The sequence below is a fragment of the Bacillus sp. FSL R12-0074 genome (assembly GCF_038005725.1).
Classification (GTDB): Bacteria; Bacillota; Bacilli; order Bacillales; family Bacillaceae_G; genus Bacillus_A; species Bacillus_A mycoides.
Genome location: NZ_JBBOTR010000001.1, coordinates 3,947,975 through 3,962,435 on the forward strand (window position 1 = coordinate 3,947,975; position 14,461 = coordinate 3,962,435).

13 protein-coding genes and 1 riboswitch are annotated in these 14,461 nt (G+C 34.9%); of the genes, 6 read left to right on the top strand and 7 right to left on the bottom strand.

Features of this window, described 5'->3' with window-relative positions:
* Window position 1: 1 nt before the first annotated feature.
* Window positions 2-502 (bottom strand): hypothetical protein, encoded by a 501-nt coding sequence (locus NSS97_RS20385; protein WP_107886403.1) that lies wholly within the window; start codon window positions 500-502, stop codon window positions 2-4.
* Between the two features lie 425 nt (window positions 503-927).
* On the opposite strand from NSS97_RS20385, the gene NSS97_RS20390 reads away from it, so the two are divergent.
* The 3 genes from NSS97_RS20390 (at window position 928) to metE (ending at window position 5,948) form a co-directional block, all read left to right on the top strand.
* Window positions 928-2,469 carry an MDR family MFS transporter gene (locus NSS97_RS20390; protein WP_044442822.1) on the top strand — a complete coding sequence of 514 codons (1,542 nt, stop codon included), beginning with the start codon at window positions 928-930 and terminating at the stop codon, window positions 2,467-2,469.
* Between the two features lie 91 nt (window positions 2,470-2,560).
* Complete coding sequence (locus NSS97_RS20395) at window positions 2,561-3,118, top strand: PadR family transcriptional regulator (RefSeq protein ID WP_002165135.1); 558 nt, start codon at window positions 2,561-2,563, stop codon at window positions 3,116-3,118.
* A 223-nt stretch (window positions 3,119-3,341) separates the two neighbouring features.
* A riboswitch (cobalamin riboswitch) is annotated at window positions 3,342-3,529 on the top strand.
* A gap of 130 nt (window positions 3,530-3,659) precedes the next feature.
* Window positions 3,660-5,948, top strand: coding sequence for a 5-methyltetrahydropteroyltriglutamate--homocysteine S-methyltransferase (gene metE, locus NSS97_RS20400; RefSeq protein ID WP_002014819.1), 2,289 nt, complete (start codon window positions 3,660-3,662; stop codon window positions 5,946-5,948).
* A 40-nt stretch (window positions 5,949-5,988) separates the two neighbouring features.
* On the opposite strand, the gene comJ is transcribed toward metE, so the two are convergent.
* Together comJ and nucA are read right to left on the bottom strand one after the other, a co-directional pair.
* Entirely contained in the window at window positions 5,989-6,378 is a 390-nt protein-coding gene (comJ, locus tag NSS97_RS20405; RefSeq protein WP_002088359.1) for a competence protein ComJ, read from the bottom strand.
* A 39-nt stretch (window positions 6,379-6,417) separates the two neighbouring features.
* A complete protein-coding gene (gene nucA, locus NSS97_RS20410) occupies window positions 6,418-6,852 on the bottom strand; it encodes a DNA-entry nuclease (RefSeq protein ID WP_002014817.1) in 435 nt (144 codons plus the stop codon).
* Between the two features lie 236 nt (window positions 6,853-7,088).
* Between nucA and NSS97_RS20415 the strand changes: the two genes are divergently transcribed.
* Complete coding sequence (locus tag NSS97_RS20415) at window positions 7,089-7,832, top strand: DUF3967 domain-containing protein (protein WP_002014816.1); 744 nt, start codon at window positions 7,089-7,091, stop codon at window positions 7,830-7,832.
* A gap of 58 nt (window positions 7,833-7,890) precedes the next feature.
* Here the strand turns inward: NSS97_RS20415 and NSS97_RS20420 are convergent, their stop codons facing one another.
* Window positions 7,891-9,165, bottom strand: a complete 1,275-nt coding sequence (locus NSS97_RS20420; RefSeq protein WP_044442820.1) for a sensor histidine kinase — start codon at window positions 9,163-9,165, stop codon at window positions 7,891-7,893.
* Window positions 9,166-9,474: 309 nt separating this feature from the next.
* Here NSS97_RS20420 and NSS97_RS20425 point away from each other — a divergent pair, with 309 nt between their 5' ends.
* Both NSS97_RS20425 and NSS97_RS20430 read left to right on the top strand, forming a co-directional pair.
* On the top strand, window positions 9,475-9,675 hold the full coding sequence (locus tag NSS97_RS20425) for a hypothetical protein (protein ID WP_000929276.1): 201 nt from the start codon (window positions 9,475-9,477) through the stop codon (window positions 9,673-9,675).
* A gap of 117 nt (window positions 9,676-9,792) precedes the next feature.
* Window positions 9,793-10,956 (top strand): aminotransferase A, encoded by a 1,164-nt coding sequence (locus NSS97_RS20430; RefSeq protein ID WP_002033816.1) that lies wholly within the window; start codon window positions 9,793-9,795, stop codon window positions 10,954-10,956.
* Window positions 10,957-10,960: 4 nt separating this feature from the next.
* On the opposite strand, the gene malR is transcribed toward NSS97_RS20430, so the two are convergent.
* From malR to malC, 3 genes are all read right to left on the bottom strand, one after another.
* Window positions 10,961-11,992, bottom strand: coding sequence for a maltose operon transcriptional repressor MalR (gene malR / locus NSS97_RS20435; protein ID WP_088034426.1), 1,032 nt, complete (start codon window positions 11,990-11,992; stop codon window positions 10,961-10,963).
* A 266-nt stretch (window positions 11,993-12,258) separates the two neighbouring features.
* A complete protein-coding gene (gene malD / locus NSS97_RS20440) occupies window positions 12,259-13,101 on the bottom strand; it encodes a maltosaccharide ABC transporter permease MalD (RefSeq protein ID WP_098220054.1) in 843 nt (280 codons plus the stop codon).
* Entirely contained in the window at window positions 13,102-14,403 is a 1,302-nt protein-coding gene (gene malC / locus NSS97_RS20445; protein WP_107886400.1) for a maltosaccharide ABC transporter permease MalC, read from the bottom strand. It abuts the gene before it with no gap.
* Between the last annotated feature and the right edge of the window lie 58 nt (window positions 14,404-14,461).

Sequence of the window (14,461 nt, forward strand, 5' to 3'; positions counted from 1 at the left end):
ATCATTGCCGCACAACAACTTCATTTGTTTGCAGCGGACCATATGATACTCCTTTATATTGAAATGTATATGTAGCCTGAAATAATGCGTTTTTGATTGCTTTATCTTTATTTGCTTTTATTTTACAAATTAGTTCTACTTTCTCATTCGGTAATAAATTATCGATTCGCCACCTTACAAGCTGGAACAAAAACTCGCTCATCCCCTTATCAGCCTCTAATGAATTTGGGATATATGCAAAATAATCTCGAATCATATGACTTACTACAACTCGTGAAATCATTTCCATTCCTTTATTTTCTACTTCAATTCGAATAATAAGTATGTCATTTACATCATAGGTCAGTTCATATGAAAATTTTTCTTTATACATACTACGGATTTGCAATGTAACTGCTACATTAGGACATTCGTTTTCCTTTTTTGAGCCATCAATCCATAACACCGGTTGTAACGGTATTGAACGCCTTCCTTGATCCGAAATTCGTTTCCATATTTTCATAATAATATTCACCCCATTTCAGATGCATCATATCCATACGACCTTATTCTGCCTCTCCACACAATATTAATAAAGCTTGTTACAAACGATATATAGTTATTACTCTTCCTTTTATCCTATTCGACAATATAAAGAAAAAACCATTTTCCCTCTGTTAACAGAAGGTATTCTTACTGAAATATTTTTTTACAATTTCCTTCATTGACTTTACACCACTACTAAGTATCGCTCACTCTTTCTCTGTCCATACAACAGAATATTTTGACGGAAGAAAAAGTTTGCCTTTTAGTCAAATTTGACTATAATATTCTTTATGGCTTTGTCAGTGCACTTGTGTAAATTGATTTAAAAAACTATATTTCAAATTTTTATGCGCTGCACTCAAAACTTCATATAGTTTACTTATTATTAAAGGAGGGTTATATTTGGAATCTCAATTATCAAAAAAAAACTCCAACAATACAAAATTTGTTGTTGCTGGTTTACTACTTGGTATTCTAATGGCAGCAATGGATAACACAATCGTCGCAACTGCGATGGCAACGATTGTCGGAGACTTAGGAGGGTTCGACAAATTCGTTTGGGTCACATCCGCCTACATGGTAGCAACAATGGCCGGAATGCCTATTTTCGGTAAGCTGTCTGATATGTACGGACGGAAACGCTTTTTTATTGGCGGATTAATTCTCTTCTTATTTGGTTCTGCACTTTGCGGGACAGCATCAAGTATTGAACAACTAAGTATTTATAGAGCCATTCAAGGAATTGGTGGCGGCGCTCTTATGCCTATCGCATTTACAATTATGTATGATATATTCCCGCCTGAAAAACGAGGAAAAATGACCGGACTATTTGGTGCTGTTTTCGGGACATCTAGTGTTTTCGGACCTTTATTAGGTGCTTACATTACAGATTATATAAGTTGGCACTGGGTCTTCTATATTAATATTCCATTAGGACTTATTTCCTTCTTCTTCATTACTAAATACTATAGCGAGTCTCTAGAATATCGAAAACAAAAAATTGACTGGGCTGGTGCTATTACGCTTGTCATTAGTATCGTTTGCTTAATGTTTGCTTTAGAACTTGGTGGTAAAGAATATGCATGGGACTCTAATGTGATTATTGGTTTATTTTCAACTGTTGTTATTCTGCTTATTATTTTCTTCTTCGTAGAAAGAAACGCAACCGAGCCTATTATTTCTTTCCATTTATTTAAAAAACCTTTATTTGCAGCTAGCCAAGGTGTTGCCTTTTTCTATGGCGCAGCTTTTATCATCTGTACAGTTTATATTCCAATCTTCGTTCAAGGTGTTCTCGGTGGTTCAGCCTCAAATGCTGGATTAATTTTGACACCTATGATGGTAGGATCTGTAATCGGAAGTCAAACTGGTGGACAATTAGCTTCACGAACAAGTTATCGTAACATCATGACAGTATCTGGAGTTTTCTTCGTTCTTGGTATTTATTTACTAAGTACTTTAACTATGGAAACACCTCGTACACTCGTAACAATGTTTATGGTGCTTGCTGGACTTGGAGTTGGATTCTCCTTCTCAGTTTTAAGTATGGCATCTATCCACAAACTAGAAATGAGAGATCGCGGTTCTGCTACATCCACGAACTCATTCTTCCGTTCACTTGGAATGACCCTTGGCGTCACGATTTTCGGTACGATTCAAAATCATGTTTTCACTGATAAATTAAAAGCAGTCTTCCCTCCTGAACTAGAAAAAATGGCTCCTAAAGGTGGAGACACAAGCTTTTTATTATCACCAAACGCTACTGAAAAGCTACCTCCTGAAGTACTGAGCGGAATTAAAGAGGCTCTTGCAACATCTATTGCTAATACATTTTTCTGGGCACTTATCCCAGCTACGCTAAGTATAATTTGTATTTTACTTATGGGAAATGAACGTCTTTTAACAGGACCAAAAACAAAGCAAAAACAAAAACAAGTAAGCTAATATAGAAAAACAAAACGGTATATCCCTTTATGAAAGAGGATATACCGTTTATAATATATATAAAGTTTCTATATACAGGAGTTGAGACAGCATGAGCATGAAGTTAGTCATTCTCGGCTTGTTACTCGAAGGAGATAAACATCCCTATGAAGTGCAGCACATAATGAAAGAAAGACAAATGGATTGTTATATTAAATATGCCAAGGGATCGCTATACTACGCCTTCGAGCAATTAGAAAAACAAGGTGCGATTAGCGTTACCAATATTGTTAGAGATACGAATAGACCAGATAAAACAATCTTCCATATAACAGGGGAAGGAAAAGCCCTTTTCCACACCTTATTATTAAAACAATTTGAAGCGAAAAACCAAATATATAAACCTATTTATTCAGCGCTCTCTTTCGCTCACTTTAGCGACGAACAAGCTCTAGCTCCTATTTTGAAAAAAAAGAGAGATGATACAATGCTATATTTACATACAATGCAAACGATATACGATCATAATAAACAACTAGTTCCTCGTGCTCAACTATATATTCTACAAAGCGTCATTGAGCATATTAATGTTGAATTACGTTGGCTAAACACGCTCTTACAAGATGCAACTGCAGGTCGTCTTTCAGAAATAGGTGTAGATAATGATTAAGTTTTTCTAAAAGAGGTACCTCCTCTTCTAGAAAAACTTAACACTATAATTATTCCTCGCAACTCAAAATACCCTCATTTTAATAATAAATAAACGTTGAAAAAACTTAATTTTCCGAATAAAAAGAAATAAAAAACTTTAGAATTTTCTTATTTTAAAACAGTGGACAAAATTCCGAAAATTGTGTTAGAATTTGTTTCAATATCATATCGCTTGTTAAATTCCTTTCAAAAGGAAAATAGGTACACGAATATTTCACTTCGTGTTTAAAAGGGAAGTTTGGTGAAACTCCAACACGGTCCCGCCACTGTAAATGCTGAGATTTCTTTTTTGTGCCACTGTGAAAACGGGAAGGTGAAAGAAATTATATGAAGCATAAGTCAGGATACCTGCCTATTTTAACAACACTGATAGACTCACGGATGATGATGAGGTGTTAAGAACAAAAAGGAAGGCTTATTTTTCTATGCCTTTATGCTTTTTGTTATAGGTATTTCCGAGTAAACGGAAATGCTTACTTTCAATTAGGGAGGAATTTAAAATGGCAATTCAAACAAGTAACTTAGGTTATCCACGTATCGGACTACAACGAGAGTGGAAAAAAACATTGGAAGCTTTTTGGTCCAATAAAATTGATGAAGAACAATTTTTAACGACAATGAAAGAAATTCGCCTTCAACACGTCAAAGTACAGCAAGAAAAGGGAATTGAATTAATTCCAGTTGGCGATTTTACATATTATGACCACGTTCTGGATACGGCCTACATGTTAGGATTCATCCCGTCACGTTTTTCAGAGTTTACCTCTTACCTTGATGTATATTTTGCAATGGCACGCGGCTCTAAAGATCACGTTGCTTCTGAAATGACAAAATGGTTTAACACAAACTATCATTACATTGTTCCTGAATATGAAGAAGGATTACAAATCTCTTTAAAAGACAATCGTCCTCTTCGTTTATATGAAGAAGCGAAAAAAGAGTTAGGTGTTGATGGAAAACCAGTTATTTTAGGCCCTTATACATTCCTAAAACTAGCAAAAGGTTACAACGAAGAGCAATTTGCCACTATTTTAAAAGAGCTAGTTGCACCTTATGTACAATTATTCTCTGAATTACACGCAGCTGGAGCACAAATTATTCAAGTTGACGAACCAATCTTCGCATCTTTAACAAAAGATGAAATTAATCAAGCGAAAGAACTTTACGAAGCTATTCATAAAGAGGTTCCAAATGCTAATCTTCTTCTACAAACATATTTTGATAGTGTAGAAGAGAACTATGAAGAAATTATTGCATTCCCTGTTTCTGGTATTGGATTAGACTTTGTTCATGGCAAAGAAGGTAATGTAAATGCTATTTCAAAATACGGATTCCCAGCTGATAAAATTTTAGCTATCGGTTGTATAGATGGCCGTAACATTTGGAGAGCTGATCTTGATGATGTACTTTCTTTATTTACAACATTACAAAATCAAATCACAGCAAAAGGTTTAATTGTTCAACCTTCTTGTAGCTTATTGCATACTCCAATTGATAAAACGGAAGAAACGCACTTAACAAGTGAATTATTTGATGCACTTGCATTTGCTAATCAAAAATTAGAAGAACTAGTCCTTATCCATTCTGCTCTTACTAAAGGTGTAGAAAGCATCAGTAGCGATTTAACAACATATCGTAATGCACATCATGCAATCCGCTCATCAGCTGCACGTAATCGTGAAGATGTAAAAGTGGCACGTACATCACTTAAAGAAGATGATTTCTCACGTCCTCTTCCATTTGAAAAACGATATGAACTACAACAAGTAGCTTTACAATTACCGTTGTTACCAACAACAACTATTGGTAGCTTCCCGCAAACATCTGAAGTTCGTCAAACACGTAAACAGTGGCGTAACGGCGATATTACAAATGAACAATATAATCAATTCATTGAAAAAGAAACTGCAAAGTGGATTCGTTACCAAGAAGATATTGGTCTTGATGTACTAGTACATGGTGAATTCGAAAGAACTGACATGGTGGAATATTTTGGAGAAAGACTTGCTGGTTTCTCCTTTACTAAAAACGGATGGGTACAATCATACGGTTCTCGTTGCGTAAAACCACCTGTTATTTATGGTGATGTTGCCTTTATAAGTGGAATGACTATTAAAGAAACTGTATATGCACAAAGCTTAACAGAGAAAGTAGTAAAAGGTATGCTAACTGGACCTGTCACTATTTTAAATTGGTCATTCGTTCGAAATGATATTTCAAGAAAAGAAGTTTCATATCAAATTGCATTAGCACTTCGTCATGAAATTGAATTACTTGAATCTTCCGGAATTAGAGTAATCCAAGTCGATGAACCTGCACTTCGTGAAGGTATGCCGTTAAAAGAAAAAGATTGGGATGCATACATTACATGGGCAGTTCAATCATTCCTTTTAGCAACATCTTCTGTAGAAAATGAAACACAAATTCATACTCATATGTGTTATAGTAACTTCGAAGATATTGTAGATGCAATTCGAGCGTTAGACGCAGATGTTATTTCTATCGAAACATCAAGAAGTCATGGAGAATTTATTAATACATTAAAGCATACAACATATGAAAAAGGAATTGGTCTAGGGGTATATGATATTCATAGCCCACGTGTCCCAAGTAAAGATGAAATGTTCACAATCGTAGAACAATCTTTACAAGTATGTGACCCTAAATATTTCTGGATTAATCCAGACTGTGGTTTAAAAACACGAAGAACTGAGGAAGTTATACCTGCTTTAGAGCACATGGTTCAGGCAGCAAAAGACGCTCGTTCTCTCCTAAAAACAAACGCATAATAAAAAACGTGTTATCCTTCAAAAAGGATAACACGTTTTTTTATTCTACACTCTCAAAATAGAAGTCGTATTGTACTTTATACAATTCATCGTCTGATGGCTCTTCAAGAGGAGTTGCCTGCAAGACTATCATATATTCCCCGTTCGGAATAGGAATATGATATTTATTAGAAAGAATACTTGTTATATATACTTCTTCATTCTTCACTGTGAAAGGAACTGATATCGTTCTAACCACTTCTTCTTTCTCAATATGATTTCCACAAGTAACTTCCACTTCACAAGTATAGTCAGAGATTGCTTCAAAAATAATAGCTCCATCCACCTCAGCATAGCCTCTTTCAAAATCTTCAGGAGTCCAATCTACATAAGGCTGCTGACCATCATAGTTCATTATCATTAATTGCGAATATGAAATTGTTAATTCCATAACTATCCCTCTCCTCCACTATGAAATGTATGCCAATTACTATTTCACTTCAAATTTCACACGCGTACCATCTGGATATTTGTCTAGCTTATTCCCTACCCAAGAACCTGCACCGCGGTTATCTGCTGGACTTATATATTCAATATGAGCTCCTTTTCCGCCTTCCTTACACATCGCCATCGGCCATTCATCACGATCATAACCTTTTTTCGTCGGATATGGCGCTAACGATAATTTCCTTCTATCCGCTGCACCATTACGATCAATTGTGCACATTTCCGAATGTCCTTCTTTTATAGCATCCGTTATATGTTTCCCGGTCTCTGGATATCGTTCTTTCGGGAACTCTAGAATTTGATCATACGTAGTTGTTTTTTTAGTACTTGTCTCCTCTGGCACAAGTACTTCATATACCGCTACCAAAAGAGAAAGAATTGCAATAATTGAAATGATAATACCTTTAAATTGCTTCATGTGTACCTCCGTGTTCCTACCAATTTCTTTTCCTCAGTTATTATAACAAACTTCTTCTATGTATGTTTTCAGACATTATTTTAGCTCTTCCTCTCCATTCCGCCAAAAACATTCATTTTTCTTCATCTTTTCACTAATGCTGTAGAAAACTAATAACCTTCCGACATTCTTTTTCAAAGGAAGTCCACATAAAAGGTTGAAATGATATATACGATACTTTTTGGGGAGGAACTATCATGGAAGCTATTTATAAAACGAAAGATGTTACAAATAAAACAGGTATCCCAAAACATATAGTCCGAAAATATAGCCAACTCTTAGAGGAACACGGTTATATCATTTCAAAAACAGCTGATGCTCGTATTTATAAATTGGATGATTTAAAACTATTGAAATCTATACATGAAAGAGCTGCTACATTACAAGAGGACATTTCAGAAACAATACCTATTATTTTAAAAGAAAAAGAAGCCCCACCTGTACCTGTTATTCAAGATAAACAAGAAGTGCAACCAAAAGAAGATGGGCGTAACTTTGAGGAGTTCATGCTAAAACTTGAAATGCTTGCTCAATTGAATGAAGCAATTATTCATCAAAACTCTACTCTCATTACACAAAATCGTTTAAAAGACGAGAAATTAGATGAACTAATGCAACAAGTTTATGTAAAAGAAGGCTCACAAGAAAAAATGTTACAAGATCTAGTTGTTCACGCCGCTCAAACAGATGCACTCCAAAAAGAAAAGATGGACTTATTAATGAATCATATGTATAAGCGAGAATCCAAACAAGAAGAAAAAATGAATAAACTTGTCAATCAAATTTACAATAAAGACAGCAACCGTGATACACAACTTATGCAAGTTATTCGTGAAATTCAAGAAACAAAAAGATTAGTCGCCGCCTCAAAAGAGCAAAGCTTCTTTCAATCATTTAAAAGTTTATTCGTTCGAACAAAACAAGAAAAAATAAATGAATAAAATTTTGTAACTTTTTCTAATGCACGAAAAATAAAAAGTTACCTTCTATCGGTAACTTTTATTCCTTATATCGTACAGCTGGCAATATAATAATAGCTTCAGTTCCTTTTCCGCTTTCACTTTTATATTCCAATGTGCCATTATGCGCTTGTAAAATACTAAATGTTACCATAAGGCCTAATCCTGTTCCTTTTTCTTTTAAAGAATAATACGGTTGTCCAAGCCTTACTAACTGTTCTTTTGTCATTCCAACACCACTATCTTTAACTCTTATTATTATCAATTCATCTTTTTGAATAGCTGTTACTTTTAAATACCCTTTGTTTCCTTGAATTGCTTCAATACCGTTTTTAACAACATTCATAATAGCTTGCTTCAATTTCGTCTTATCGCCGATAGTATAAAGGCTCTCAGAAATCTCAACTTGCAAATAAACGCCCTGCATCGCTGCAAATGATGACATAAGAGTTGTCATTTCAATTAATTGTGCTGATAAACAAATATGTTCTTTTTTTTCAATTTGAGGCCTTGCTAAATTTAAATAATCTGAAATAATCTGTTCAGCACGATCCAGTTCAGCTAATACGAGACGCATATAATCTTTGTTTTTTACGTCTTCCGTACTCTCTAGCAATTGAATAAACCCTCGTACAACAGTGAGAGGGTTTCGAACTTCATGTGCAACACTTGCAGCTAACTCACTTACAATATTAAGTTTTTCTGATTTTTGCATTTCTGTACGCAATAATGCATTTTCGTTTAAATACTCAGTCAAATACACTTGAAATACCATTGTCATAACCATAATAAGTGATGCAAATATATACCCACTATATAGATTAGATATGTACGGTGTAAAACCTGTTTCTAAAAGGACATTCAACATCCCGACTACTAATGAAACAAGAACATAAAATGATGCAATCATAAAAGCTAATATTAGCTTCTTATCTCTTGAAAAAAGAGACCATTTCTTTGACAAAAATAATGGAATTATCGAAAGAAATATAACTTCTACCATAGGCAACCAACTAAGCCCCTTAAAAACCCATTCATATGCAACATAAATAATGGCAGGGATGAGCCCAACAATCCCACCATATAAAAAACCACTAACAATTGGGACTGGATGAAAATTGTATCCGCAAACGGTACCAAAACAAATAGAGTATGTCATGGAGAGAACGAGTGTAACGCTAGATAAAAACATAATAAAGTAGCGATTAGGCTTCGGAAGCATTCCTTGATAACGATTTAAACGAATCGCTTCATATAAAAATAGTGGTAAAATAATGATGGCAATTTGGATCATTAAATCACGAATCAGCTCCATAGCCTCTCATCCCCTATATGTATTTTGATATGATTATATCATTTTATAAGTCTATTTGTTTCAAAGTTTTGATTTTTCTTAACATCTTTGTTAATTATTTGTTAACAACTAATAATAAATGTTACAAATTTCCGAAATGATTGTAAACCCTGTACCAAATTTCCTTCGTGCAGTATACAATGAATACGGATTACAAAGAAAATAAAAAACACTTCACTAGACGGACAACTATCGCAAAATACAGCATATAATCCATACTATCTATGTTTACAAATAAGTGATCATTACTTTAGTAGGAGGAAGATAAATATGGCGGGTACTACGCTTGTTTTAAAAGAAGAAAATTTGGTTGTGCTAGAAAACGTTGAAAAATCAGTATACGAAGAATTGCAACATAAAGCAGGGGACGAAGACTGTACATGTGCTGTAAATGAATCCGTTGTCCATCTTGGCAAAGTATCTTCCGTACTTTGGAACGAAGATGAAATAGATTGGGAATACGGTTATTAAAAAGTCGCTTTCAGCGGCTTTTTTCTTTTCTCTCTTTCTAAATAACATATGCAAAGCGTAATCATAGAAAATATGATAAAATGGACTTAATTTTCAAACGGAAGAAAGGGAGATACAATGGAACAATTCATTAATCCTAGAGTGAAGGACATCCAGATTTCTGGAATTCGCCAGTTTTCTAATATGATTCAAAACTATGATAATCTTATCTCTTTAACAATTGGGCAACCCGATTTCCCTACACCTTCTCTAGTAAAAGAAGCAGCTAAACGGGCCATTACAGAAAATTATACAAGCTATACACATAACGCTGGTTTACTAGAATTACGCAAGGCAGCTTGTAACTTTGTAAAGGACAACTACAATTTACATTATTCACCTGAAAACGAAACCATTGTTACAATCGGTGCTAGTGAAGCGATCGATGTTGCATTCCGAACTATTTTAGAACCAGGAACGGAAGTAATTTTACCTGCTCCTATTTACCCTGGTTACGAGCCGATTATTCGACTATGTGGTGCAACTCCTATTTTTATAGATGTTCGTGAAACTGGATTTCGTTTAACAGCTGAAGCATTGCAACATGCAATTACAGAACGAACAAGATGCGTCGTTTTACCGTATCCTTCTAATCCAACTGGTGTTACCTTATCAAAAGAAGAATTAGAAGATATTGTATCTGTCTTAAAAGATAAAAATATTTTCGTTCTTTCTGATGAAATTTATAGTGAACTTGTATATGAAGAAAAACACACATCTATCGCTCATTTCCCAGAAATGCGTGATAAGACGATTGTCATTAACGGCTTATCAAAATCACATTCTATGACCGGCTGGCGTATCGGACTTTTATTTGCTCCAGAATATTTAGCAAAACACATATTAAAAGTTCATCAATACAATGTTACATGTGCTACTTCAATCGCTCAGTATGCTGCAATCGAAGCTTTAACAGCTGCTAAAGATGCCCCGAAGATGATGCGCTATCAATACAAAAAACGCCGTGATTACGTATATAATAGACTCATTCAAATGGGTTTAACGGTTGAGAAGCCAACAGGTGCATTTTATTTATTTCCATATGTTGGACATTTAACATCTTCATCATTTGATTTTGCACTTGATCTTGTAAAAGAGGCTGGGCTAGCCGTTGTTCCTGGAACCGCATTTTCCGAATACGGTGAAGGCTACCTTCGCCTTTCCTATGCTTACAGTATTGAAACTTTAAAAGAAGGCTGTGACCGTTTAGAAGCCTTTCTAAAGAAAAAAGCTAAGAGTTAAACTCTTAGCTTTTTGTTGCATAATGATCACAAGTTTGACGCTTCAATAATTTATGCGGAATAATAATGCATTTTGAAGTAGATTCAGAATGCTCCACCTTATCAACTAAAGCTTTTGCCGCTTCATACCCTAATTGATAAATATTCACATCAACTGTCGAAAGTGGTGGACTAGCAATTTCTGATAATAAAGCATTGTTAAAGCTTACAATCGAAACATCTTTCGGTACAACAAATCCTTTTTTAGAAAGCGCACTTAACACGCCAAGTCCAATTAAATCATCCGTTGCCATAATTGCCGTCGGTGGTTGCTTTAGTCCCATTAATTCCTCAACAGCCTGTTGACCACTCTCTCTTGAAAAATCAAAGTGTAAAATATACTCTTTCGGCAATAGAATATCTGCTAGTTTCAAAGCATCACTCATCCCCGCCAAACGATCTCTCGTTACAAGTAAATCTGATCCACCGCCGATGAATGCGATTTGTTTATGGCCTAATGAAATTAAATATTCCGCTACTTCTCTTGCAGCTGTATAATTGTCATTATCTACATATGTAATTTCATCTTTTCGATCATATGGTTTTCCAATTAAAACAAACGGGAAGTTTTGGTCATGCAAGTATTGAATAATCCGATCGTTCTCTCTTGAATATAAAAGAATAATACCACCGATTTGACGCCCTTGTACCATTTTTACAACACCATTAAAAATTTCATCTTCCGTTTCACCAGTCGACATATAAAGCGCATACCCTTCCACATGTGCAAATGAACTAATTCCTCTTATAACTTCTGGGAAAAATGGATTTTGAAAAGCTTTACTTGCAGAACTGGGCATAACAAGACCAAGTGTCTTCGTCGTTTGGTTCGCAAGATTTCTTGCATTTAAATTAGGATGATATCCCAGTTCACTCATCACTTTTCGAACACGGCGCTTTGTCTTTTCACTTATACTTGGATTATCAGCAATTACACGAGAAACTGTTGATGGTGCAACATTTGCCTGCTTCGCCACATCTTTAATTGTAACTGTCATAAAAATCCCCTCCTCTCACTTCTCTGCCATTTTTCATATATTTTATCTCGCACTCATTGCAAGTCATAAACATTCATTTCTTATATCTTGCAAAACTAATCCTATTCTCCCTCTTCATGTATTGTAAGGGATATAGCTATTTTTTCCTATACTATAATATACTATTTATTTCACTTCTTTTCATATGCGATGTCAAATCTCTTTTCATCTCCCTACAAATTTTTTATAGGGAGATGAAAAGAGAAATGGGACGTAATGTCCCATTTTTATCCTTTCGTACCTCCAGCTGTTAAACCGGAAACAAAATATTTTTGCAGCGATAAGAATAAAATAGAAATCGGAATTGCAATTAATACTGAACCAGCTGCAAATGTCGTAAATTCATTACCAAATTTTTTCGCTACCATTTCATATAGTCCAACTGCTAAAGTATAATTTTCCGGTGTGCGCAAAATAATACTCGCTAAAATGAAATCTGTAAATGGACCGATGAAAGTGAATAGCGCTACAACCGCTACGATTGGTTTTGCAAGCGGCATAATGATTTGCCAGAAGATACGGAAATGTCCTGCTCCATCCATTCGAGCTGATTCATCCAGTTCTTTTGGAATCGTATCAAAATACCCTTTCATTAGCCATGTATTCATCGGAATTGCCCCGCCCACATAAATTAAAATTAATGCAAGATGTGTATCAAGTAATCCTGTTAACTGAGCTAATATATATAGTGCGATTAACGCTGCAAAATTCGGGATCATTTGCAGAATTAAAAATGTTAATAAACCATTCTTTCTTCCAACAAAACGATATCTCGAAAATGCATAGGCAGTAAAACTAATGGCTAGTACAGAGAAAATCATCGTCATTACGCTAACTTTCAAAGTATTTTTATACCAAAGTAAGTAATTACTTGAATCGAGATCAAGTAGCTTGCGATAATGATCTAACGTGGCATTTTCCGGAATAATACTTGACCCAGATAAACTATCCCCTGGATTAAACGATGAGCCAATAATCCATAATAACGGATAGAAAATGATGGCACACATTACGAAAATAACTAAATAACTTAATGAGAGACGTAACATCTTCTGTCTTTTAATATTCATTTACATCATATCCTCTTCTTGGAATGATTTTGTTCTCTTAAATTGCCATAACGCAACTGTAATAACGATTAACGATAAAATCATTGTAAGAGCTGCTGCTTTTCCGTACTGAGCCGAGGTCATCGTTAACTTATAAATCCATGAAATTAAAATATCCGTTCCACCTGCATTTTGTCCAGACACAGCAGGTCCCCCGTTATTAAATAGATAAATAATACTAAAGTTATTAAAGTTAAACGTATATTGTGTAATTAATATTGGCGCTGTTGCATATAACACAAGTGGTAATGTAATTTTGCGGAACTGTTGCCAAGCTGTCGCTCCATCTACTGTAGCCGCTTCATATAATTCTCCTGGAATCGATTGCAATATACCTGTTGTCATCGCAAAGACGAACGGGAAACCAAGCCACGTTTGAATCATAATTAAAGCAATCTTTGCCCAAAACGGGTCTGTCATCCAAGCAATCTTTTCAATCCCGAATAAAGCTAATACTTGGTTATTAATTGCTCCAAATGTTTCATTAAACATACCAGCAAATACAAGGATAGATACGAATGCTGGAACAGCCCACGGTAAAATGAAGATTGTTCGAATAATCGCTTTTCCTTTAATACCAGGCTGATTTACGATAATCGCTAAGAAAATACCAAGTGCAACTTGTAATGTTGTTGCAATGAATGTCCAAATGACAGTCCAAGAAAATACACTTAAAAATGTATCTCTCCACATTGGTAATGTGAAAATATCAATAAAGTTTTTAAAGCCCACCCAATCTACTAATTTAGCTGGAGGGGAGTGATATAAATCATAATTCGTAAATCCAATTAAGATAACAAAAATGATTGGAAATACAACAACAAATATAAGCAATAAGAATCCTGGTGAAACCATTAAATAAGGAAAACCTTGATCTAACAAATTACGGTATTGCTCTTTTACAGAATTTAACGGTATTCCTATATCACGTTTCTTTCCATTTTGATATGCATCATATAAGTTAAATGCATATATGCCGAGCCCAAACGCGATAACGATAAGTGCCAAGATTCCTTCTACTAATAGAAAGACAGAATGGTCACGTGGAACTTCTGTACCGAGCGTTACAATACCCCATAATCCCATATTTAATAAATCAGCAAAGGCTACAATAAATGAACCTGTTAATACTAGAAAAATAAGACCTTTTACAAATTGTTTATTATACATTTGGCCCACGCCTGGAATGATTGATAACATGGTTGCCATTTTCCTATGCTTTGAATGGTTTAACCCATTTGCTGGTTCCATAGATGTTTGCATGTTCCTTCCCCCTTTTTTCTTCCTACATGGAAGGGAGAGAATTCGTGCCCCTCATATT